The sequence below is a fragment of the Paraburkholderia xenovorans LB400 genome (assembly GCF_000013645.1).
GTDB classification, from domain to species: domain Bacteria; phylum Pseudomonadota; class Gammaproteobacteria; order Burkholderiales; family Burkholderiaceae; genus Paraburkholderia; species Paraburkholderia xenovorans.
On the sequence record NC_007951.1, the window covers coordinates 3,809,766 to 3,830,915 of the forward strand.

The window sequence follows — 21,150 nt, forward strand, 5'->3', positions numbered from 1 at the left end:
TCAGGCCGCACCGCCCTCTTCGCCGCCGTTGTCACCCGCGTTGTTACCTTCAGCGGGACCTTCGGCGTCGCTTTCCGCATCACCTTCCGCTTCCGCCTCAGCAACCTGTTGCAGACCTGAAAGCTTGGTCCCTTCGTCAAGGCTGATGAGTGTAACACCTTGGGTTGCACGTCCCATTTCCCGAATTTCCGACACCCGCGTACGGATCAGCACGCCGGTATTGGTGATCAGCATGATCTGCGCTTCCTGATCCACCAGCGTGGCGGCAACGACCTTGCCGTTACGCTCCGAGGTCTGGATCGCGATCATGCCCTTCGTACCGCGGCCATGACGGGTGTACTCGATGATCGGCGTACGCTTGCCAAAACCGTTTTCCGTGGCGGTGAGCACCGACTGCTGCTCGTCGCCGGCTACCAGCAACGCGATCACGTTCTGGCCGTCTTCGAGTTGCATGCCGCGTACACCGCGCGCCTCGCGGCCCATTGGACGCACGTCGTTTTCGTCGAAGCGGACCGCCTTGCCCGAATCCGAGAACAGCATCACGTCGTGCTGACCGTCGGTAATGGCGGCGCCGATCAGGTAGTCTCCGTCATCCAGACCGACCGCAATAATACCCTTGCGCAACACGCGGCCGAAGGCTTCCAGCGGCGTCTTTTTTACGGTTCCTAACGCGGTGCCCATGAAGACGAATTTGTCAGCCGAGAATTCCTTGACCGGCAGGACAACCGTAATCTTTTCGCCTTCCTGAAGCGGGAAGATATTGATGATCGGACGGCCGCGCGAGTTCCGCGAACCTTGCGGCACTTCATAGACCTTCACGCTGTAAACGCGGCCGCGATTGGAGAAGCACAGAATGTGATCGTGCGTGTTCGCGATGAACAGCGTGTCGATCCAATCGTCTTCTTTCATGGCCGTGGCCTGCTTGCCGCGACCGCCGCGCTTCTGCGCGCTGTACTCGGACAGCGGCTGCGATTTCACATAGCCCGCGTGCGACATGGTCACGACCATCTCTTGCGGCGTGATCAGATCTTCCGTGTTCAGCTCGGTTGCGTTCAGCTCGATTTTCGAGCGGCGCGCGTCGCCGAATTCGGCTTTGATCGACGTGAGTTCCTCGACGATGATCGCCGTAATGCGTTCCGGGCGAGCCAGAATGTCCAGCAGGTCGGCGATCTGCGCCATGACTTCGCGGTACTCGCCGATGATCTTGTCCTGCTCCAGACCGGTCAGGCGCTGCAGACGCATCTGCAGAATTTCCTGAGCCTGGGTGTCGGACAGACGGTAAAGGCCGTCGGACTGCATACCGAACGACGGATTCAATCCGTCAGGACGGTAGGCTTCGCGACCACCCGCCGTTGCGTTTTCCGTCTCGGCGCGCGACAACATTTCGCGCACCAGCGACGAATCCCACGCACGCGCCATCAATTCCTGCTTGGCGATCGGCGGAGTCGGCGCGGCTTTGATGATGGCGATGAACTCGTCGATATTGGCGAGCGCGACCGCCAGACCTTCGAGCACGTGGCCGCGTTCGCGCGCCTTGCGCAGTTCGTATACGGTGCGCCGCGTCAGCACTTCCCGGCGATGCGACAGGAAGCACGACAGCATTTCCTTCAGGTTCAGCAGCTTCGGCTGGCCGTCGACCAGCGCGACCATGTTCATGCCGAAGGTGTCCTGAAGCTGGGTTGCCTTGTACAGATTGTTGAGCACGACTTCCGGCACTTCGCCGCGCTTCAGTTCGATCACGACCCGCATGCCGCTCTTGTCGGACTCGTCGCGGATGTCGGAGATGCCTTCGAGCTTCTTTTCGTTGACCAGTTCGGCGATGCGCTCCAGAAGTGAGCGCTTGTTCACCTGGTACGGCAGTTCGTCGACGATGATCGCCATGCGCTGGCCGCGGTCGATTTCCTCAAAGTGCGTGAGCGCGCGCATCACCACGCGGCCGCGGCCCGTGCGATAGCCGTCGCGCACGCCCGCCACGCCGTAGATGATGCCGGCGGTCGGGAAGTCGGGCGCCGGAACGATCTCGATCAGTTCGTCGATCGTGGCTTCCGGGTTCTTGAGCAGATGCTGGCAGGCGTCGACAACTTCATTGAGGTTGTGCGGCGGAATGTTGGTTGCCATGCCGACCGCGATACCGGACGAACCATTGATCAGCAGATTGGGAATGCGCGCCGGCAGGATGGCCGGTTCGTTTTCGCTGCCGTCGTAGTTCGGCGTGAAGTCGACCGTTTCCTTGTCGATGTCGGCCAGCAACTCATGGCCGATCTTCGCCATGCGGATTTCGGTGTACCGCATGGCCGCGGCATTGTCGCCGTCGACCGAGCCGAAGTTGCCCTGGCCGTCCACCAGCATGTAGCGCAGCGAGAAGTCTTGCGCCATCCGGACGATGGTGTCGTAAACAGCCGTGTCGCCGTGCGGGTGATACTTACCGATAACGTCGCCGACAATACGCGCCGACTTCTTGTAAGCCCGGTTCCAGTCGTTGTTCAGTTCGTGCATCGCGTACAGCACGCGCCGGTGCACCGGCTTCAGGCCGTCGCGAACATCGGGAAGCGCACGCCCTACGATCACGCTCATCGCGTAATCGAGATACGAACGGCGCATTTCCTCCTCTAGGGAGATTGGCAGAGTCTCTTTGGCGAATTGATCCATTATCCGTATCTTTTACGTGCCAAGACGACGGCTTGGCTACATTTCGCCGCGTCTTCGCGTAAGCATTGCAGGCGCAACGCATCACGCGATTCTAACATGCCGTGAATCCGCGCCGACGAAGGTACGTATACCTATTAGGCAGCGAATGCGGGGCCCGCCTCGACGCCCCATTTTTGAGACAGGGCAGGCTCGATTCGTGCGTGGGGCAATTCGCCGCTGAGCCATGACTGGCGGCCCCTCCGGGCGATTACTTCTGTTGCGCATGCACCACAATTGGAAGGTGATTTGATGGGGGGCAGATTTTTTTATCGTTGGAAGGGAACGATATGGCAAAATGCCAACGCACAAAGAGTTAGACACTGCTCGAAGTCTACACAGCACGTTTTTTGTTCTACACCGATGTTATACTTCGAGCAATGTATGACTTGTCTTCGTCAACAGGCTCGCAGTAAACCTGCGGTAATCTCAATTTCGAGAGGAGAAATATGAATAAACTTTCAAAGCTCGCGTTCATTGCAGCTACCGCAGTTATGGCTGCATCCGCCATGGCGCAATCGGTGCCGGCGTCGCGACAAGCCACGAACGACAACTGGGTGAATGGTACCGGCGAATACGTGTGGATGAACGGCACGAACGAGCTTTGCTGGCGCGATGCATTCTGGACGCCGGCAACGGCCAACGCAAAGTGCGATGGCGCCCTGGTTGCCCAGGCTCCGACCCCGCCGGCTCCGGTCGCACCTGCACCGGCTATCACAAGCCAAAAGATTACGTATCAAGCTGACGCGCTGTTCGACTTCGACAAGGCAATCCTGAAGCCGGGCGGTAAGGAAAAGCTGGACGATCTGGCATCGAAGATCGGCTCGCTGAACCTCGAAGTCGTCGTCGCAACGGGTTACACGGACCGTATCGGTTCGGACAAGTACAACGACCGTCTGTCGCTGCGCCGTGCTCAAGCTGTGAAGGCATACCTGGTCAGCAAGGGCATCGAATCCAACCGTATCTATACGGAAGGCAAGGGCAAGCGCAACCCGGTCACGACCGGTTGCAACCAGAAGAACCGCAAGCAACTTATCGCCTGCCTCGCACCGGATCGTCGCGTGGAAGTCGAAGTTGTCGGTACTTCGAAGCAATAAGCTGCACATTACCGCAGTATCAAAGCCCCGCTTCGGCGGGGCTTTTTTTATGTCCGGCCGCTTGCCGACGCCGCACAACGGACGGCAGCCGACCCGCGAGGGAGCGGCATTTTGCCGCCCCGTCTCTCGACCTATATACTCAGGGTTTATCCTCGAGCGCCCCCTCACCGCTCTCTTCGAGGCAGCTTCCGCCATGACCAACGCCGATCCCCACGAACTGCAGAAATTTAGCGACCTTGCACATCGTTGGTGGGACCCGAACGCCGAATTCAAGCCGCTGCACGAGCTCAACCCGATTCGCCTGAGCTGGATCGACGCGCACGCGCATCTCACGGGCAAAACCGTGCTGGATATCGGCTGCGGCGGCGGCATTCTGTCCGAGTCGATGGCCAGCCTCGGCGCGCACGTCAAAGGCATCGATCTGTCGACCCAGGCGCTGGGCGTCGCCGATCTTCACAGCCTTGAAAGCGGTGTAACCGTAGATTACGAAGAAATCGCTGCCGAGGCGCTCGCCGCCCGCGAACCGGGTACGTACGACGTGGTGACCTGCATGGAAATGCTGGAGCACGTGCCTCAACCCGCTGCCATTGTCGAAGCATGCAGGACGCTGGTGAAACCCGGCGGCTGGGTGTTCTTTTCCACGCTAAACCGCAATGTGAAGTCGTACCTGTTCGCCGTGATCGGTGCCGAATACATCGCGCAAATGCTGCCCAAGGGCACGCACGACTACGCGCGGTTCATCCGGCCGTCGGAATTGGCGAGCTTCGCACGCGCCACCAACCTGCGTACGGCCGATATCAAAGGCATCGTCTATAACCCGCTCAGCAAGCATTTCACGCTGTCCGCCGACACGAGCGTGAATTACATGCTCGCCTGCCGCCGCGACGCCTGATCCGCCCCGACCTGCCGAACCTACCGAATCAATGAGCGATCCCACGCCCCTGCCCCAACGCGAAGATAACGAAGACGCACTCGGTCTTTGCCTGGCTGTGCTGTTCGACCTGGACGGCACGCTGGCCGACACGGCGCCCGACCTCGCGGCCGCCGTCAACAAAATGCGCCACGATCGCGGGCTCGAAATGGTGCCGCTCGAAGATCTGCGCCCACTGGCGTCCGCGGGCGCGCGCGGGTTGATCGGCGGCGCTTTCGGGATCGGCCCCGACAGTCACGAGTTCGCGTCGATGCGCGAGGAGTTTCTCGCCAACTACGAAGCGGACCTGTGCATCGAGACCACGCTATTTCCCGGCATTCCCGAGATTCTCGACGAGCTCGACGCTCGCGGCGTGCGCTGGGGCATCGTCACCAACAAGGTGGCGAGGCTCACCGAGCCGCTGATTGCGCAACTCGGACTGGAAGAGCGCGCCGGCTGCATCGTGAGCGGCGACACCACGCCGCACTCGAAACCGCACCCGGCACCCTTGCTGCACGCCGCGTGCGAACTGGCCGTGGCGCCGGAGCGCATCGTCTATGTCGGCGACGATCTGCGCGATGTGCAGGCCGGATTCGCCGCTGGCATGAAGACGGTCGCGGCGGCGTACGGCTATTGCGGCAACGATATTCCGCCCACGCAATGGCACGCGCAACACGTCGTCCAATCGACGGCCGAATTGCAGAGACTATTGCGCGACCTCGGCTGAAGCGCGGTCAACCCGCACGCCGAAGCCGAAGCCGGCGCACCGCTGCGGCGGCCACATCAATGAGTCAGGACGTGGCTGTCAATCTATTGTAAAATCTACGCTGGCTCAGAAAGTTTGAGCAACGAACCGCGGGGGCGACCTGGTTTCGACAGGGGTTGCGAAGCGGCTAGGGCATGTCGAGGACCCGTCACCTCGTTAATCAATGGGAAAAACGTAACTGCAAACGACGATACGTTCGCACTGGCAGCCTAAGGGCCGCCGTCCTCTGCCTAGTTTACTGACGGGCTAGAGTCGCAAGACCGGTAGCAATACCGACAGAGGTCATATACGTCAGTTAAGCCTTGGTGGTGTCACGACATCCGGGTCGAAAATCTAGTGAATCGCCGTAGTGCAGCGTGTTCGTCCGCGTCGCTACGGTTAAATCAAATGACAGAACTAAACATGTAGAACTGGTCGTAGAGTGCTTCTGGACGCGGGTTCGATTCCCGCCGCCTCCACCAGAACACGTTTCAGACAGTACCTTCAAGTCTCACCCGGAACCCGTAAGCGGCCTGCTGCTTGCGGGTTTTTTGTCGTCCGGCGCCTCCTCTGCCCAACTCGCGCGCTCGCCCTTCCCTGACGGCCCGATCCGATCGGCTTACGACGAGCGTAACTGGAATAAACGCATCCGCTCAATCGTTTAATCCTCACGCGCGCGCACGCCGCGTCTCGCGCGAAACCACACCAGAATCAGGAGCCGACATCATGCGCAAAACTCTCTTCTGCCTCGCTCTCCTCGCGCTGCAACAAAGCGCTTTCGCCGAAGCGCCGAAAATCGTCGATGGGCGCTTCGTCACAGCGGACGGCATGACGCTCTACACCTTCGACAAAGACACCACGCCCGGTGTGAGCGCCTGCACCGGCGGCTGTCTGAACAACTGGCCGGCAGCCACCGCCGGCGCGTCGGACAAACCGTCCGGCGACTGGACGTTGATCGCCGGCGCGGACGGCAAGCAGCAATGGGCGTACAAAGGCCATCCGCTCTACCGCTACGCGGCGGACAAGCAGGCGGGAGACATGAAGGGAGACGGCTTCAAGGACATGTGGCACACGGCCAAACCATAAGCGTCTGCCATACCCAAGGCAATGGCAACGCCCGGGCCACGAAACCTGACGACCAGACGAAAAACGCCGGCAGAACGCCGGCGCCGCACTTCCAACGGACGCGTGCGTCCGGTTACTCGTCTTTAGGGCACTGCAGATTGCAGCCATTCGGATCGCCCATATCGCCGCGCTTGCGCATGGCGGATTTTTTGCTGCTCTGGTATTTATCGGACGGCGCCGACGCCGCAAACGGCATTTGCGGATGCTCGGCGAGACGAAACTGATCTTGCAGGATACCGCCCGGCACACCCGGCGAATTCTGTGCGACAGCAACCGAAGCGGTGGCGAGCAACACACCGGCCGTCGCCAGCGCGGCACATGCGTTAAAAATAAATTTCATATCGATCGGCGCGACGTAACGCGCGGTTAAGGCGGAAGCGGAAGCTTAAAGAGTATCCCAAACGGGCGCCATGCGCAGCGCCGAACACAGCTCGATGTTTACGGCTGCTTACGCCGTCGTTTCGCCAAGACCTTCTTCGAGATCGACCACCTCGCCGCAGTCCTGCGGATCATAGCCTTCGAGCTGATCGACGCTCTCGCGAAACGCGCTGCCGCGCAGCAAGCCGATCACGGCCGCAAGCGGCGCGCGCTCGAGGCGCGCACGGTCGCAGGCGAAATAATAGTCTTCGTCGACGACTGGAATGAAGTCGAGACCGAAGTGATGCGCCGCGGGCTCCACGCCGAAGCCCACGTCCGCCATGCCGCTCGCGACGAACGCCGCAATCGCCGAATGCGTAAGTTCCGTCGACGCATAACCATTGACCCGATCCGGATCCACGCCGACTTTCCGTAGTGCGAGATCCAGCAACATGCGCGTGCCGGAGCCGGGTTGCCGGTTGACGAAGCGAATGTCGTCGCGCGCGAGATCACTCAGACCCACGATTCCTCTGGGATTGCCCTTGCCGAGAAAGAGTCCCTGTTTGCGCCGCGTCAGATGCACGAGCACATGACGCTGCGGATCGAGCCAGCGCCGGTACGTATCGGCGCACACCGCGCGAAACTCGCCGAGCGGCAAATGGAAGCCGGCCAGGTCGCATTCGCCGCGCGCAAGCGCGCTCACGGCGTCGGCGCTGTCCCGATACTTGATGTCGACCGGCAGATCGTTGGCGACCAACGCGGTGACGAGCGCGGCCACGGCATAACCGTGCGACGCGAAGATGCGCACGTCGTCGGCGGGCGGTGCGAGCCAGCGGTTCAGATCGCTCGCCACTTCGCTGGCGAGCGCCTGCATATTGCCGTCGAGCCGTTCCCCGCACAGACGCTGCGCGCGCAATACCGCTTGCCCGAGTTCGGACAGCACCGAGCCGCGGCCACGCTCTTTCGCGATCAGCGGACCGCCCAGACGCTCTTCGATGCTGCGCAGCAAACCCCACGCATGACGGTAGGACAAACCCTTAAGCGTCGCCGCCTGCGCGATGCTGCCTGATTCATCCACCAGCGCCAGCAACGGCACGACGTCCGACAGGCTTGCCTCGCGGCCATCCGGACTCTTCACCACCAGTTGCGCCTGGCACTCGATTCTGATCATATATGCTCAACTTTTTCCTATTGCGCCGGCCGAATCACCCGCCTATTGTTCGGCTATCCCATATCGAATATACGAAGCATAAGTGCACGCATTATGAATGACAAGTGCATATATGACTTTGGAGGAGCCCCCACTTGGACGATTCCATCGCCATCGCGCCGGATCAGCTCGTGCAACGTCACGCGCAACCGGGCATGTCGCTGCTAGCGGTCTTGCACGCGATTCAGGACGAACTCGGTTACGTTCCGCCCGCTGCGGTCGCGCCGCTTGCGCGCGCCTTGAACCTGTCGCGCGCGGAAGTGCACGGCGTCATCACCTACTACCACCACTTCCGCACGCAGCCGGCCGCGCAGGTCACGGTGCAGTTGTGCCGCGCGGAAGCTTGCCGCAGCATGGGCACCGAAGCGCTGGCCCGCCATATCGAGACGCACACCGGCTGCCGCTTCGACGCCGAACATCAGCATGGCGCGACCGTGGAGCTGGAGTCGGTGTATTGCCTCGGCCAATGCGCACTCTCGCCGGCGCTGATGCTCAACGGCACGCTGCACGCCAGGATCACGCCGCAAAAGTTCGACGCGATCTTCGCGGCCGCCAGCAAGTGTGTGGAGGTGACGGCATGACGCGCATCTATGTTCCCCGCGATTCGTCGGCACTGGCGCTCGGCGCTGACGCGCTCGCTCAGGCGATCGAAGCCGAAGCCGCGCGCCGCGGCCTCGCTGTCGAACTCGTTCGAAACGGCTCGCGCGGTTTGTTATGGCTTGAACCGCTCGTTGAAGTTCAGACGCGTGAAGGCCGCATCGGCTACGCGAATGTCGAAGCGAGCGACGTCGCCGCGCTGTTCGATGCCGGCTTACCTGAAGGCGGGGCGCACCCGAAGCGCGTCGGCGTGGTCGACGAGATTCCGTATCTGAAGAAGCAGCAGCGCCTGACGTTCGCGCGCATCGGCATCACGGACCCGCTTTCCATCGACGACTACATCGCCCACGGCGGCCTCGAAGGCTTGCGCCAGGCTCTGCAAACCGACGGCGACGCCGCCTGCGAAGCGCTGATCGAATCCGGCCTGCGCGGCCGGGGCGGCGCGGCCTTCCCCGCCGGCATCAAATGGCGCACGGTGCGCGGCGCGAAGGCGGCGCAGAAGTACATCGTCTGCAATGCGGACGAAGGCGATTCCGGCACCTTCTCCGATCGTCTCGTGATGGAAAGCGATCCGTACGTGCTGATCGAAGGGATGATCATCGCGGGCGTCGTGACGGGCGCGACGGTGGGCCACATCTACGTGCGCAGCGAGTATCCCCATTCGATCGCGACGCTCGAAGCGGCCATCGCGAAAGCACGCGCTGCCGGCTGGCTCGGCGATAGCGTGCTCGGCTCGACGGAACACCGCTTCGAACTGTTCGTGGCGAAAGGCGCCGGCGCATATGTGTGCGGCGAGGAAACGGCGCTGCTCGAATCGCTCGAAGGCAAGCGCGGCATTGTGCGCGCCAAGCCGCCGGTGCCGGCGCTCGTCGGCCTGTTCGGCCAGCCGACCGTGATCAACAACGTCATCACGCTGGCAACGGTGCCGATCATTTTCGCGCGCGGCGCGGCGTTCTACAAAGACTTCGGCATGGGCCGCTCGCGCGGCACGCTGCCGTTCCAGCTGGCGGGCAATGTGAAGCAAGGCGGCCTGGTCGAACTCGCGTTCGGCGTGACGCTGCGCGAATTGCTCTACGAGTACGGCGGCGGCACGGCGAGCGGCCGCCCCGCGCGCGCGGTGCAGGTGGGCGGCCCGCTCGGCACGTATCTGCCGGAAAGCCAGTGGGACATTCCGATGGACTACGAGGCGTATGCGGCAGTCGGCGCGGTAGTGGGTCACGGCGGCCTCGTGGTCCATGACGACACGTCGAATCTCGCCGAACTCGCGCAATACGCCATGCACTTTTGCGCGCTCGAATCATGCGGCAAATGCACGCCGTGCCGGATCGGCTCGACGCGCGGCGTCGAAGTGATCGGGCGGATTCGCAACGGCGATACGTCCACCCGGCAAGTGCAATTGCTGCGCGATCTGTGCGACACGATGGTGTCCGGGTCGCTCTGCGCGATGGGCGGCATGACGCCGTTCCCGGTGCTGTCCGCGCTCGATCATTTCCCCGAAGACTTCGGTCTCGCCAACGTGTCTGAACACGCGCCGAAAGCGGCCTGACCCAGGAGCCCACCATGTCCGACATGCTCAACTCATCCACTGGCGGCTGCGGCTCCGGCAACTGCGCGTGCAAGGCGCAAGCCCAGCAGCAGCGCTCGCCCCGTTCCTTCTTCGACGACACGGACTACGGCACGCCCGAGCGTCACGCCGACATCGACGTCACGCTGGAAATCGACGGCCAGTCCGTCACCGTGCCGGCCGGCACCTCCGTCATGCGCGCCGCCGTCGAAGCGGGCGTCAACGTGCCGAAGCTCTGCGCGACCGATTCGCTGGAACCGTTCGGCTCGTGCCGCCTGTGTCTCGTGGAAATCGAAGGCAAGCGCGGCTATCCCGCGTCATGCACGACGCCGGTCGAAGCCGGCATGAAGGTGCGCACGCAGACCGATCGTCTGCAGTCGCTGCGCCGCAACGTGATGGAGCTGTACATCTCCGATCACCCGCTCGACTGCCTGACCTGCCCCGCCAACGGCGACTGCGAACTGCAGGACATGGCGGGCGTCACGGGCTTGCGCGAAGTGCGCTACGGCTTCGACGGCGCGAATCACCTGAAGGATAAGAAAGACGAGTCGAACCCGTACTTCACCTACGACGCGTCGAAGTGCATCGTCTGCAATCGCTGCGTGCGCGCGTGCGAGGAAACGCAAGGTACGTTCGCGCTGACCATCGCCGGGCGCGGTTTCGAATCGCGCGTGGCGGCCAGCGAAAACGTGCCGTTCATGGAATCGGAGTGCGTGTCGTGCGGCGCGTGCGTGGCCGCATGCCCGACCGCGACCTTGCAGGAAAAGACCGTCATCATGCTTGGCCAGGCCGAGCATTCGGTCGTGACCACGTGCGCGTATTGCGGCGTCGGCTGCTCGTTCAAGGCGGAGATGAAGGGCAACCAGGTCGTGCGGATGGTGCCGCACAAGAACGGCCAGGCCAACGAAGGCCACGCCTGCGTGAAGGGCCGCTTTGCGTGGGGCTACGCGACGCACAAGGACCGCATCACCAGGCCGATGATCCGTGCAAAGATCACCGATCCGTGGCGCGAAGTGAGTTGGGAAGAAGCGCTCACGTATGCAGCGTCGGAATTCCGCCGCATTCAGGCGAAGCACGGGCGCGATTCGATCGGCGGCATTACGTCGTCGCGTTGCACGAACGAAGAAACGTATCTGGTGCAAAAGCTCGTGCGCGCCGCGTTCGGCAACAACAACGTCGACACCTGCGCGCGCGTGTGCCACTCGCCGACCGGCTATGGACTGAAGACCACGCTCGGCGAATCGGCGGGCACGCAGACGTTCGCCTCGGTCGATAAAGCCGACGTGATCATGGTGATCGGCGCGAATCCGACCGACGGCCACCCGGTGTTCGGCTCACGTCTGAAACGCCGCGTGCGCGAAGGCGCGAAGCTGATCGTGGTCGATCCGCGCCGCATCGATATCGTCGATACGCCGCATGTGAAGGCGTCGCATCATCTGCAATTGCGCCCGGGCACCAACGTGGCAGTGGTAAACGCGCTGGCGCATGTGATCGTCACCGAAGGGCTGGTGAACGAAGCGTTCGTTGCCGAGCGTTGCGAAACGCGCGCGTTCGAGCAATGGCGCGATTTCGTCGCGCTGCCGGAAAACGCGCCGGAGGCGACCGAGGCGGCGACCGGCGTGCCGGCTCAAGCCGTGCGCGAAGCCGCCCGCATCTATGCGACCGGCGGCAACGCCGCGATCTACTACGGTCTGGGCGTCACCGAACACGCGCAAGGCTCGACGATGGTGATGGGCATCGCCAACCTCGCAATGGCGACGGGCAACATCGGCCGCGAAGGTGTGGGCGTGAATCCGCTGCGCGGCCAGAACAACGTGCAGGGTTCGTGCGACATGGGCTCGTTCCCGCACGAGCTGCCAGGCTATCGCCACATCAGCGACACGGTCACGCGCACGCTGTTCGAGGAAGCGTGGAACGTCACGCTGCAACCCGAACCCGGTCTGCGCATTCCGAACATGTTCGACGCCGCCGTGCACGGCACCTTCAAGGGTCTGTACTGCCAGGGCGAAGACATCGTGCAGTCGGATCCGAATACGCACCACGTGTCCGCGGCGCTGTCGGCGATGGAATGCATTGTCGTGCAGGACATTTTCCTGAACGAGACCGCCAAGTATGCGCACGTGCTGCTGCCTGGTTCGTCGTTCCTCGAAAAGGACGGCACGTTCACCAACGCGGAGCGCCGCATCTCGCGCGTGCGCAAGGTCATGCCGCCGGTACCGGGTTACGCCGACTGGGAAGTCACGGTGCTGCTCGCGCGCGCGCTCGGCTATGAAATGGACTACACGCATCCGTCGCAGATCATGGACGAGATCGCGCGTCTCACGCCGACCTTCCACGGCGTCTCGTACAAAAAGCTCGACGAACTCGGCAGCATCCAGTGGCCGTGCAACGAGAATGCGCCGGACGGTACGCCGACCATGCATATCGACACCTTCGTGCGCGGCAAGGGCAAGTTCGTGATCACGAAGTTCATCGCGACGCCGGAGAAAGTCACGCGCAAATTCCCGCTGCTGCTCACCACGGGCCGCATCCTGTCGCAATACAACGTGGGCGCGCAGACGCGCCGCACCGAGAACTCGCGCTGGCACGACGAGGACCGGCTGGAAATCCATCCGCACGACGCCGAAGAACGCGGCATCAGGACGGACGATTGGGTCGGCATTGAATCGCGCGCGGGACAGACCGTGCTGCGCGCCAAGGTGACCGAGCGCATGCAGCCGGGCGTCGTTTATACGACGTTCCACTTCCCCGAATCGGGCGCGAACGTGATCACCACCGATAGCTCGGACTGGGCGACCAACTGTCCGGAATACAAGGTGACCGCGGTGCAGGTGATGCCGGTCGAACAGCCGTCGCAATGGCAGAGAGACTATTCGCGTTTCAACACCGAACAGCTCGATCTGCTGAAGCAGCGCGAGCTGGCCAACGCAACATCGGGCAAGTGAGGCCGGGCATGGACAATCAGAACCTGATCGACATGGCCAACCGGATCGGCGACTTTTTCGATTCGATGCCGGACCGCGAGGAAGCGCTCGCCGGCATCGCCGATCATATTCGCCGCTTCTGGGAGCCGCGCATGCGGCGCGCGTTGCTGGCGGCGCTCGATGAGCCCGATGCGAGCGGCATTGAAATGTCGGCCATCGTCCGGGAAGCGCTCATCAAACATCGCGAGCAACTGACGCCCGCTGCACCGGCAACGGTGTAAGCCGGGCCGCGCTCGCCGGATTCACCACCCGCGCGACTCAGGCGGCCCGCGTCACAAGGCCGCCTGCTCCGGTATCTCTCCGCTCACCGCGAACCACGCTTCGCAATGCCGCAACAGGCCGTGCAGGTCGGAGCCGGTGCGCCCGCGCGCGCTGATGTAGCCGTCCGGTCGCACGAGATAGAACGACGGCCGCGTGCGGCCATACGATTCGGCAAGCGCCGGTCCACCGTCGCCGGTGGTATCCGTAATGCGCCAGATGCGCACCGCGCCCGGCAGCAATCTCTCGACTTCCGCTGCCACGCGCTCCAGTTCCGCGTCCGGCGGCGGCGCATGCTTCGCCGCGGGATCCAGCGGTTTTTCGTCGACGGGCAGCGGCGGCACCAGCAGGAACAGCGAGAAGAACGCCGGATCGTGCAGATCGAACACGCAGCCGACGCCGGGCGCACGGCCGAGCGGTCCGTCGACCACATGCACCAGCGCGTCCGGTGCGCGCTCGCCGGCGCGCGGTCCGCCGTCGAGCACCCGTTCGAGCGTCAACGGACTGCGCCGGTACTGGATCGACAACTCGCTGATGGCCAGGCGCGCGGCGTCGCGCAGCGGACCCAGCGCGGCGAGCACCGGCATCACCCGTTCGCGCAGCAGCTTCAGCGGCCCGTGATCGGCCTCCGCCATCTGCGTGATGAAACCCGTCTGACGCAGCACGTCACGTTCGATAGGATGGCGTTCGAGGTGATAGGTGTCGAGCAGACGATCCGGCGCCGCGCCTTTCAGCACGCGCGCGAGCTTCCAGCCGAGATTGAACGCTTCCTGAATGCCTGTGTTCATGCCCTGCGCGCCGGCCGGGCTGTGCACATGCGCGGCGTCGCCCGCAAGGAAGATGCGGCCGACGCGCAGCCGGTCCACCATGCGGCTATTCACATGAAAATACGAGGACCACGCGAGATCCGACACGTCGACCCGCTCGCGCACGCGCCGCGCGATCAGCGCCTTGCATTCTTCCAGCGAAGGCGGCGGCACCCTGTTCAGCGGTGGCTCGCCCAGCACCGCCGGCGTTTCGGCCGGCGCGACGCCGGCAGGCTCGACGGCATGATCCGCGATCAGACGATGCCTGCCGTGGCCCATCGGAAACAGCGCGACCAGTCCTTCGCCCGACGCGAAAATATGGAACTCGTCTTCGGGCCAATCGGTTTCTGCGTGCAGGTCGGCGAGCAGGAAAGTCTGCTCGAAGGTCTTGCCCTCGAAGTTCAAACCGAGCCGGTGACGGATCGCGCTATGTGCGCCGTCGGCGGCGATCATGTACGACGGACGCATGGTCTCCGTGTGGCCGTCCGCGCGGCGCAGCGTCGCCTGAATGCTGGCGGCGCCTTGCGCGAACATCGTGAGCTCGACGCCCCGTTCGATCGTCACGCCGAACGTCGCGAGATGCTCGGTCAGCAGGCGCTCGGTCACGGACTGATCGAGAAACAGCAGATACGGATAGCGCGTGTGCAACGGATCGAAATCCAGCTGCGCGAGACGCATGCCGTTCGAAAACAGATTGGCGATGCGCGCGCGATGGCCGAGCTCGAGAAACGGCTCGACCAGCCGATGCTGCTCGAGCAACTCGAGCGTGCGCGCCTGGATGCCGATGGCCCGCGAATACGGGTTCGGCTGCATGGCCTTGTCGATCAGACGCACGGGGATGTGGGCACGCGCGAGACTCATCGCTGCGGCGAGCCCGGTGGGACCCGCCCCGACGATCAGCACCGGCGACGCATCGTTTGCGGCAGCGTCCATGCGGAACTCCGGAGACAACAATGCGTTCTAGTGTACGCCCGCGGGAAGTCACCTTGGGAGCGCCGCCGACAACCGGCCGGGCGGTTGCGTTGCATCAATCGCGGCACCGGCGTGGCATCGTGGTGACCATGTGGTGACCGCGTTGTGCCGGTGCCGTGACTTGCCGCGCGTCCCGCCCAGCTTCAATGCGCGTGCGACGCATGATCCATCGCGCAGCGGTGGTCTGTGGTGCCGAGGTCGACTTGCAGCGTCGCATGCTGCATCGAAAAACGTTCGCGCAGCGTGACGACGATACCGTCGAGCGACTCGTCGCCGGGATGGCCCGCCGGCATCACCAGATGCGCGCTGAGCGCATTGCCGGTGGTCGACAAGGCCCACACGTGCAGATCGTGCACGTCGACCACGCCGGGCTGCCCCGCCAGATAGTCGCGGATGCCTTGCAGATCGACGCCGGGCGGCACGGCGTCGAGCGCGAGGCGCACCGAGTCGCGCAGCAGGCCCCAGGTGCCGGCCACCACGACCGCCACCACGAGCAGGCTCATCACCGGGTCGAGCCACGTCCAGCTGGTATAGAGGATCACGAGACCACTCACCGCGACCGCTGCGGAGATGCCGGCATCGGCCGCCATGTGCAGGAACGCGCCGCGGATGTTCAGGTCCTCCTGCTGCCCGCGCATGAAAAGCCACGCGGAAATGCCGTTGACGACCACGCCGCCCATTGCCACGACGAACACCGCGAGCCCCGCCACAGGCGCCGGGTTGATCAGCCGCCCGATTGCTTCAGCGACGATCACGCCGCACGCGAACAGCAACAGCCCGGCATTGACGAGCGAGGCCAGGATCGACGAGCTGCCATAACCGAACGTATAGCGCGCCGACGGACGGCGCGTGGCAAGCCAGGCCGCGCCCCAGGCGAGCAGCAGGCCGAGGACGTCGGAGAGATTGTGGCCGGCGTCGGCGAGCAGCGCGGTGGAATGGGCGATCACGCCGTAGACCGCCTGGGCCACCACGATGGCGATGTTCAACACGACGGCGAGAGCGAACGAGCGGCCGTGGCCTGCGACAGGGGCGTGAGCGTGGTGATGGCCGGCGTGGTTGTGACTGCCGTGGTTGTGACTGCCGTGGTTGTGGTCAATGTGGCCATGACTGCTGTGATCCTGACCGCAGCCGCCCGACGCCCGATCGCGCTCGTGCCCGGCGGGCGCGTGCTCGTGATCTGCTGCGGTTCCGTTCGGGATATCCGGTTTATTCATGACGCGTCCTGGGAATCGTTGCCGGCCGGTTCGGCCACGTGTTCGAGCATGCCCGCCAGCATCGCGCTGATATGGCGATCGGCGGCGAGATAGAAAACCTGCTTGCCCTGCCGCTCCGCGCGAACGATCCGCGCCGCGCGCAGCAGCCGCAAATGATGGCTCACCAGCGACGACGACAACCCCAGCGCCTCCGCGATCGCCCCGACCGCGCGCCGCTCGTCGAGACACGCCAGCACGATGCGCAACCGCGTGGGGTCGCCGAGCAGGCGAAACAGGTCGGCCAGCGGCACGATGGTGTCGACCGGAAGATCGTCGTAGCCGGCAACCGAGGTGGACGAAGCGAGGGAAGAAGCCATGACGAAGAGCGACAAGAAAGTACATATGAACATGTACTCACACATTATAGATATCGGGACATCCGGTCAAATCGGAGCGCGCTGCGGCGAGTGTGGGAAAATGCGGCCTCTGCCTCACCCGAATGCCATCCCCCGTCATGCAACCTGTATTTGACCGCGCTTTCGCGGCGCATCGTGACGGCCGCCTCGAAGACGCCGAACGCGGCTACCGCGCGACGCTCGACGGCAACCCCGCGCATGTCGATGCGTTGCACCTGCTGGGCGTCCTGCGCCACCAGCAGGGCCAGCACGCCGAAGCCGCCGAGCTCGTGCGGCGCGCGGTGAACCTGCGCCCGGAAGACGCCGCGCTGCAACTGAACCTGGGCAACGCGCTGAAGGCGCTGGGCCAGATCGACGACGCCATCGAGCAGTTCCGCAATGCGCTGACGCTGGCGCCGTCGTTCCCGATGGCGCACTACAACCTCGGCAACGCCTACGCGGCGGCGGGCCGTCACGAAGACGCCGCCGACGCGTTCGAGAAATCGTTGCGCCTGCAACCGAACGACGCCTCGTCGCACAACAACCTCGGCAACGCGCTGCACGCGCTCGGCCGCCACACGGAAGCGATCGCCGCGTTCCGGCGCACTCTCGAACTGCGTCCCGGTCACGCCGGCGCGCTCAACAACATGGGCATGTCGCTGAACGCGCTCGGCCGCGCGGCAGAAGCGATCCCGTGTTTCCAGACGGCATTGGCGGCCGAGCCGCGCTTCGTCGCCGCGCACTTCAATCTCGCCAATACGTTCGACGCCACCGGCCGCCATGCGGACGCGGTCGCATCGTTCCGGGCCGCATTGAGCTTGCAGCCGAACCTGCCGCCGGCCATCTTCGGCATGGGCAATGCGCTCGCGGCGCTGGGGCGCCACGCGGAAGCGCTGCCCTATCTCGAACGCGCGGTCGGTCTCGATCCGCAGTTCGCGCTCGCCTGGCTGAGTCTGGGCACCGCGCACCAGGCGCTGGGCGCGCATGGCCCCGCCGTGCGCGCATTCGACCAGGCGCTGCGCCTGCGCCCCGACCTCGCCTCCGCGCATATGAACCGCGCGCTGGCCTGGCTCGCACTGCGCGATTTCGCGCGCGGGCTGCCGGAGTACGAGTGGCGTCTGCAAACCGTGGCGCAGCCTGTGATTCAGACGCTGCCACGCTGGCACGGCGAGCCGATCGCACAACGTACGTTGCTGGTCCATGCCGAGCAAGGGTTCGGCGACACGCTGCAATTCGTGCGCTTCGTGCCGCTCGTCACGCAGCGCGCGGCGCGCGTCATACTCGAAGTGCAGCCGCAACTGCTGCCGTTGCTGGCGCCTGCCGCGCAAGCCTGGCGCGTGACGCTGATCGCCCAGGGCACGCCGCGCCCCGCCGCCGATCTGCAATGCCCGTTACTGAGCCTGCCGCTTGCACTCGGCACCACTTACGACACCATTCCCGCGCGCACGCCCTACCTCGACGTGCCGCCCGCTTATGGCCGCAAGTGGCGCGGCTCGCTCGGCGGCCAGGCAAAACGCAAGATCGGCATTGCGTGGTCGGGACGCATCCAGCAAAACGAAACGCGTTCGATGCCGCTTGCCATGCTCGACCCGCTGTTCGCGCTCGAAGGCATCGACTGGATCGTGCTGCAACCGGAGTTGAGCGCCGACGAACGCGCGGCGCTCGACACGCATCCGCGCGCGGCGTCGATTCATCGTTTCGACGGCCGGATCGGCGACTTCGCGGACACCGCGGCGATCATCGAACGGCTCGACGCGGTGGTGTCGATCGATACAGCCATCGCGCACCTTGCCGGCGCGCTTCGCAAGCCGCTCTGGCTGATGCTGCCGTTCGCCGCGGATTGGCGCTGGTTTGCCGGCGAAACGCGCAGCTCCTGGTATCCGGGCGCGACGCTGGTGCGCCAGTCGCAACCGGGCGCGTGGAGTGAAGTCATGGAAGCCGTGGCGAACGAATTGCGCAAGCAGTGAGCGGATTCAACGCAGCGAATGGCTGCATGGACCCCGCGCCAAAAACAAAGCCTCCGCGTTCGTGAGAACGCGCGGGCTTTTTACTTGACCGGCAGGCCGGTGACCGGCTGAAGTCAGGCCGTCCGGTACTGGTCGCGCGATTCAGGCGTGCGGTACAGCACCAGCGTCGCAATCAACCCGCAAATCGCCGCCACGCCCAGGAACAGACCCGGCGCCGCCTTGTTGCCGGTGGTATGAATCAGCAACGTGGAGATAGCCGGCGTGAAGCCGCCGATCGTCGTAGCCAGGCTGTAGGCGAGCGAGAAGCCGGCGGTCCGCACTTCGACCGGCATGACCTCGGTCAGCGCGACGACCATCGCGCCGTTATAGCTGCCGTACAGGAACGACAGCCACAATTCGACTGCCAGCAGACGCGCAAACGACGGATCCGCCACCAGCCATTGCAGCGCCGGATACGCGGTAATGATGGTCAGAATCGTAAAGGCCAGCAGCACCGGACGGCGGCCGACACGGTCCGACAACGCACCCGCGAGCGGCAGCCAGATCAGATTCGACAGACCGATACAGACCGTGACGACGAGCGTATCGATCGACGACAGTTTCAGCACTTCCTTGCCGAAGGTCGGCGTGTAGGCCGTGATCATATAGAACGACACCGTGGTCATGATCACCATGCCCATGCCGCCCAGCACGATGCCCCAGTTCGCGGCCATCGTCTTCATGATCTCGCCCATCTTCGGATGGTGCTTGCGCGCCTTGAATTCCTCGGTTTCCTGCAGCGAACGGCGGATCAGGAACAGGAACGGCACGATCAGGCAGCCGATCAGGAACGGCACGCGCCAGCCCCAGGCGCCCATCTGGTCGGCGGGCAGCAGCTTGTTCAGGAACACGCCGATCAGCGCGGCGAACACCACGGCAACCTGCTGGCTGCCCGACTGCCACGCGCAATAGAAGCCCTTGTTTCCCTTGGTGGCGATCTCCGACAGATACACCGAGACGCCGCCCAGTTCGACCCCGGCCGAGAAGCCCTGCAACAGCCGGCCGAACAGCACGAGCGCCGGCGCGAGTACGCCGATCGTCGCGTAACCCGGAATTGCCGCCACCGTAAGCGTGCCGAGCGCCATCAGGCCGAGCGTGAGGATCAGGCCTTTGCGCCGGCCGTGATGGTCGATGTAGGCGCCGAGCACGATCGCACCGAGCGGCCGCATCAGGAAGCCCGCGCCGAACACCGACAGCGACAGCATCAGCGAGGCAAACTCGTTGCCGCTCGGGAAATAGGTTTTGGCGATCGCCGAAGCGTAATAGCCATAGACCATGAAGTCGTACATCTCAAGAAAGTTGCCGCTGACCACGCGGAATACTGTCTTGACCTTGGATTCTTCCGATGAGGAAGTAGCGTGTGACGCAGTAGACATGACATTCTCTGATGGACCTGCTGCCACGAAAGAAACAGTGACGCGCAGGCAGTTGAAACGATCCACTGGGTTCGGCGGGCGGATGCCTCGGACGGATAGAAGAACGCGCCGGGGGCGCTGCATTTTCATGCTGAACGCACTCGCACGGTATCAGGGTAAACGTTGTGAATCATGCGGTGCTCGCTCCACGTAATGTTACCGTTGATGGCGCTGTCGCGTAATGCATACAGTTTCATTACAAAGGGTGTCACCTGTCGTCGGGTAACATTTTGCAGTCAGGCATTTCGTTGATCACTACCGATGCGAACCACCCCCGCTCTTTCGCTGCGCCCCGCCACGCTCGCGGATGCCGCGCTCATTGCTTCGATCCACAGCAGCAGTTGGCAGGCCACCTATCGCGGTCTGCTGCCCGACGCCTTTCTCGACGGCGAAGTCGCGCGCGAACGCGCCGCTTACTGGGAAGCGCGCCTGAGCGCGCCCGGCGGCGAACGCCGTATCGTGCTGATTGCCGAGCTCGCGGGCGAGCCGGCCGGCTTTGTCTGCGCTGAACGTCAGCCGGAGTCCGCATGGGGTGTGCTGCTCGATAACCTGCACGCGCGGCCTGCGTATCAGGGTCTCGGCGTCGGCAAGCTGCTGATGCAGGCCGCCGAGGACTGGGCGCGCGCGCAAGGCGAGTTGCAGCTCTATCTCTATGTGCTCGAAGGCAATACGCCGGCAATCGGCTTTTACGAACGGCAAGGCTGGCAATTTGTCGGCGCCGAACCCGACCATATGGGTGGCGTGGATATTACGGCGTTGCGCTACGTGTACAGACTCGACCGATAGAACGGGGGCGGCTCGCCTGTCCGTCGTCGAGGTTTCGCACCATCC

17 protein-coding genes and 1 other RNA gene are annotated in these 21,150 nt (G+C 63.8%); 11 read left to right on the forward strand and 7 right to left on the reverse strand.

Annotated elements, in window-relative coordinates; genetic code table 11:
* Positions 1-2,649 (reverse strand): DNA gyrase subunit A, encoded by a 2,649-nt coding sequence (gene gyrA / locus BXE_RS17085; protein ID WP_011489487.1) that lies wholly within the window; start codon positions 2,647-2,649, stop codon positions 1-3.
* A gap of 485 nt (positions 2,650-3,134) precedes the next feature.
* On the opposite strand from gyrA, the gene ompA reads away from it, so the two are divergent.
* The 5 genes from ompA (at position 3,135) to BXE_RS17105 (ending at position 6,523) form a co-directional block, all read left to right on the forward strand.
* Positions 3,135-3,782, forward strand: a complete 648-nt coding sequence (ompA, locus tag BXE_RS17090) for an outer membrane protein OmpA (RefSeq protein WP_011489488.1) — start codon at positions 3,135-3,137, stop codon at positions 3,780-3,782.
* Between the two features lie 193 nt (positions 3,783-3,975).
* Positions 3,976-4,674, forward strand: coding sequence for a bifunctional 2-polyprenyl-6-hydroxyphenol methylase/3-demethylubiquinol 3-O-methyltransferase UbiG (ubiG, locus tag BXE_RS17095; RefSeq protein ID WP_011489489.1), 699 nt, complete (start codon positions 3,976-3,978; stop codon positions 4,672-4,674).
* A gap of 31 nt (positions 4,675-4,705) precedes the next feature.
* Positions 4,706-5,419 (forward strand): phosphoglycolate phosphatase, encoded by a 714-nt coding sequence (gene gph, locus BXE_RS17100; RefSeq protein WP_011489490.1) that lies wholly within the window; start codon positions 4,706-4,708, stop codon positions 5,417-5,419.
* 130 nt (positions 5,420-5,549) lie between these two features.
* Positions 5,550-5,919: a transfer-messenger RNA gene (ssrA, locus tag BXE_RS43680) on the forward strand.
* Between the two features lie 244 nt (positions 5,920-6,163).
* On the forward strand, positions 6,164-6,523 hold the full coding sequence (locus BXE_RS17105) for a COG4315 family predicted lipoprotein (RefSeq protein WP_011489491.1): 360 nt from the start codon (positions 6,164-6,166) through the stop codon (positions 6,521-6,523).
* Between the two features lie 112 nt (positions 6,524-6,635).
* Here BXE_RS17105 and BXE_RS17110 read toward each other — a convergent pair whose 3' ends face one another.
* Both BXE_RS17110 and BXE_RS17115 read right to left on the reverse strand, forming a co-directional pair.
* Entirely contained in the window at positions 6,636-6,902 is a 267-nt protein-coding gene (locus BXE_RS17110; protein ID WP_011489492.1) for a hypothetical protein, read from the reverse strand.
* A gap of 108 nt (positions 6,903-7,010) precedes the next feature.
* The gene (locus BXE_RS17115; protein WP_011489493.1) at positions 7,011-8,090 is read right to left on the reverse strand and encodes a substrate-binding domain-containing protein; all 1,080 of its coding nucleotides are present in this window, start codon (positions 8,088-8,090) and stop codon (positions 7,011-7,013) included.
* 134 nt (positions 8,091-8,224) lie between these two features.
* On the opposite strand from BXE_RS17115, the gene BXE_RS17120 reads away from it, so the two are divergent.
* The 4 genes from BXE_RS17120 to BXE_RS17135 are packed head-to-tail and all read left to right on the forward strand — an operon-like array spanning position 8,225 to position 13,495.
* Positions 8,225-8,710 carry an NAD(P)H-dependent oxidoreductase subunit E gene (locus BXE_RS17120; protein ID WP_011489494.1) on the forward strand — a complete coding sequence of 162 codons (486 nt, stop codon included), beginning with the start codon at positions 8,225-8,227 and terminating at the stop codon, positions 8,708-8,710.
* Positions 8,707-10,272: a formate dehydrogenase beta subunit gene (locus tag BXE_RS17125; RefSeq protein ID WP_011489495.1), complete on the forward strand. Its 1,566-nt coding sequence runs from the start codon at positions 8,707-8,709 to the stop codon at positions 10,270-10,272. Before BXE_RS17120 ends, BXE_RS17125 begins: the two co-directional genes overlap by 4 nt.
* 14 nt (positions 10,273-10,286) lie before the next feature.
* Positions 10,287-13,235 carry a formate dehydrogenase subunit alpha gene (fdhF, locus tag BXE_RS17130; protein ID WP_011489496.1) on the forward strand — a complete coding sequence of 983 codons (2,949 nt, stop codon included), beginning with the start codon at positions 10,287-10,289 and terminating at the stop codon, positions 13,233-13,235.
* An 8-nt stretch (positions 13,236-13,243) separates the two neighbouring features.
* Positions 13,244-13,495, forward strand: coding sequence for a formate dehydrogenase subunit delta (locus tag BXE_RS17135; protein ID WP_007180865.1), 252 nt, complete (start codon positions 13,244-13,246; stop codon positions 13,493-13,495).
* Between the two features lie 51 nt (positions 13,496-13,546).
* On the opposite strand, the gene BXE_RS17140 is transcribed toward BXE_RS17135, so the two are convergent.
* From BXE_RS17140 to BXE_RS17150, 3 genes are all read right to left on the reverse strand, one after another.
* Positions 13,547-15,271, reverse strand: a complete 1,725-nt coding sequence (locus BXE_RS17140; RefSeq protein ID WP_011489497.1) for an FAD-dependent monooxygenase — start codon at positions 15,269-15,271, stop codon at positions 13,547-13,549.
* A 182-nt stretch (positions 15,272-15,453) separates the two neighbouring features.
* Entirely contained in the window at positions 15,454-16,524 is a 1,071-nt protein-coding gene (locus tag BXE_RS17145) for a cation diffusion facilitator family transporter (protein ID WP_011489498.1), read from the reverse strand.
* Entirely contained in the window at positions 16,521-16,880 is a 360-nt protein-coding gene (locus tag BXE_RS17150) for an ArsR/SmtB family transcription factor (protein ID WP_038458578.1), read from the reverse strand. The genes BXE_RS17145 and BXE_RS17150 overlap by 4 nt, the downstream gene beginning before the upstream one ends.
* Positions 16,881-17,017: 137 nt before the next feature.
* Between BXE_RS17150 and BXE_RS17155 the strand changes: the two genes are divergently transcribed.
* Entirely contained in the window at positions 17,018-18,865 is a 1,848-nt protein-coding gene (locus tag BXE_RS17155; RefSeq protein ID WP_038457459.1) for a tetratricopeptide repeat protein, read from the forward strand.
* A 113-nt stretch (positions 18,866-18,978) separates the two neighbouring features.
* Here BXE_RS17155 and BXE_RS17160 read toward each other — a convergent pair whose 3' ends face one another.
* The gene (locus tag BXE_RS17160; protein WP_011489501.1) at positions 18,979-20,280 is read right to left on the reverse strand and encodes an MFS transporter; all 1,302 of its coding nucleotides are present in this window, start codon (positions 20,278-20,280) and stop codon (positions 18,979-18,981) included.
* A 300-nt stretch (positions 20,281-20,580) separates the two neighbouring features.
* On the opposite strand from BXE_RS17160, the gene BXE_RS17165 reads away from it, so the two are divergent.
* The gene (locus BXE_RS17165) at positions 20,581-21,105 is read left to right on the forward strand and encodes a GNAT family N-acetyltransferase (protein WP_011489502.1); all 525 of its coding nucleotides are present in this window, start codon (positions 20,581-20,583) and stop codon (positions 21,103-21,105) included.
* Positions 21,106-21,150 lie beyond the last annotated feature (45 nt).

Bases quoted from the DNA above. Each gene is read 5' to 3' on its own strand.
- BXE_RS17110 (WP_011489492.1), bottom strand. From the start codon at position 6,902: ATGAAATTTATTTTTAACGCATGTGCCGCGCTGGCGACGGCCGGTGTG.
- BXE_RS17135 (WP_007180865.1), top strand. From the start codon at position 13,244: ATGGACAATCAGAACCTGATCGACATGGCCAACCGGATCGGCGACTTT.
- gph (WP_011489490.1), top strand. From the start codon at position 4,706: ATGAGCGATCCCACGCCCCTGCCCCAACGCGAAGATAACGAAGACGCA.
- gyrA (WP_011489487.1), bottom strand. From the start codon at position 2,649: ATGGATCAATTCGCCAAAGAGACTCTGCCAATCTCCCTAGAGGAGGAA.
- BXE_RS17150 (WP_038458578.1), bottom strand. From the start codon at position 16,880: ATGGCTTCTTCCCTCGCTTCGTCCACCTCGGTTGCCGGCTACGACGAT.
- ubiG (WP_011489489.1), top strand. From the start codon at position 3,976: ATGACCAACGCCGATCCCCACGAACTGCAGAAATTTAGCGACCTTGCA.
- BXE_RS17140 (WP_011489497.1), bottom strand. From the start codon at position 15,271: ATGGACGCTGCCGCAAACGATGCGTCGCCGGTGCTGATCGTCGGGGCG.
- BXE_RS17155 (WP_038457459.1), top strand. From the start codon at position 17,018: ATGCAACCTGTATTTGACCGCGCTTTCGCGGCGCATCGTGACGGCCGC.
- BXE_RS17115 (WP_011489493.1), bottom strand. From the start codon at position 8,090: ATGATCAGAATCGAGTGCCAGGCGCAACTGGTGGTGAAGAGTCCGGAT.
- BXE_RS17165 (WP_011489502.1), top strand. From the start codon at position 20,581: ATGCGAACCACCCCCGCTCTTTCGCTGCGCCCCGCCACGCTCGCGGAT.
- BXE_RS17160 (WP_011489501.1), bottom strand. From the start codon at position 20,280: ATGTCTACTGCGTCACACGCTACTTCCTCATCGGAAGAATCCAAGGTC.
- BXE_RS17105 (WP_011489491.1), top strand. From the start codon at position 6,164: ATGCGCAAAACTCTCTTCTGCCTCGCTCTCCTCGCGCTGCAACAAAGC.
- fdhF (WP_011489496.1), top strand. From the start codon at position 10,287: ATGTCCGACATGCTCAACTCATCCACTGGCGGCTGCGGCTCCGGCAAC.
- ompA (WP_011489488.1), top strand. From the start codon at position 3,135: ATGAATAAACTTTCAAAGCTCGCGTTCATTGCAGCTACCGCAGTTATG.
- BXE_RS17145 (WP_011489498.1), bottom strand. From the start codon at position 16,524: ATGAATAAACCGGATATCCCGAACGGAACCGCAGCAGATCACGAGCAC.
- BXE_RS17125 (WP_011489495.1), top strand. From the start codon at position 8,707: ATGACGCGCATCTATGTTCCCCGCGATTCGTCGGCACTGGCGCTCGGC.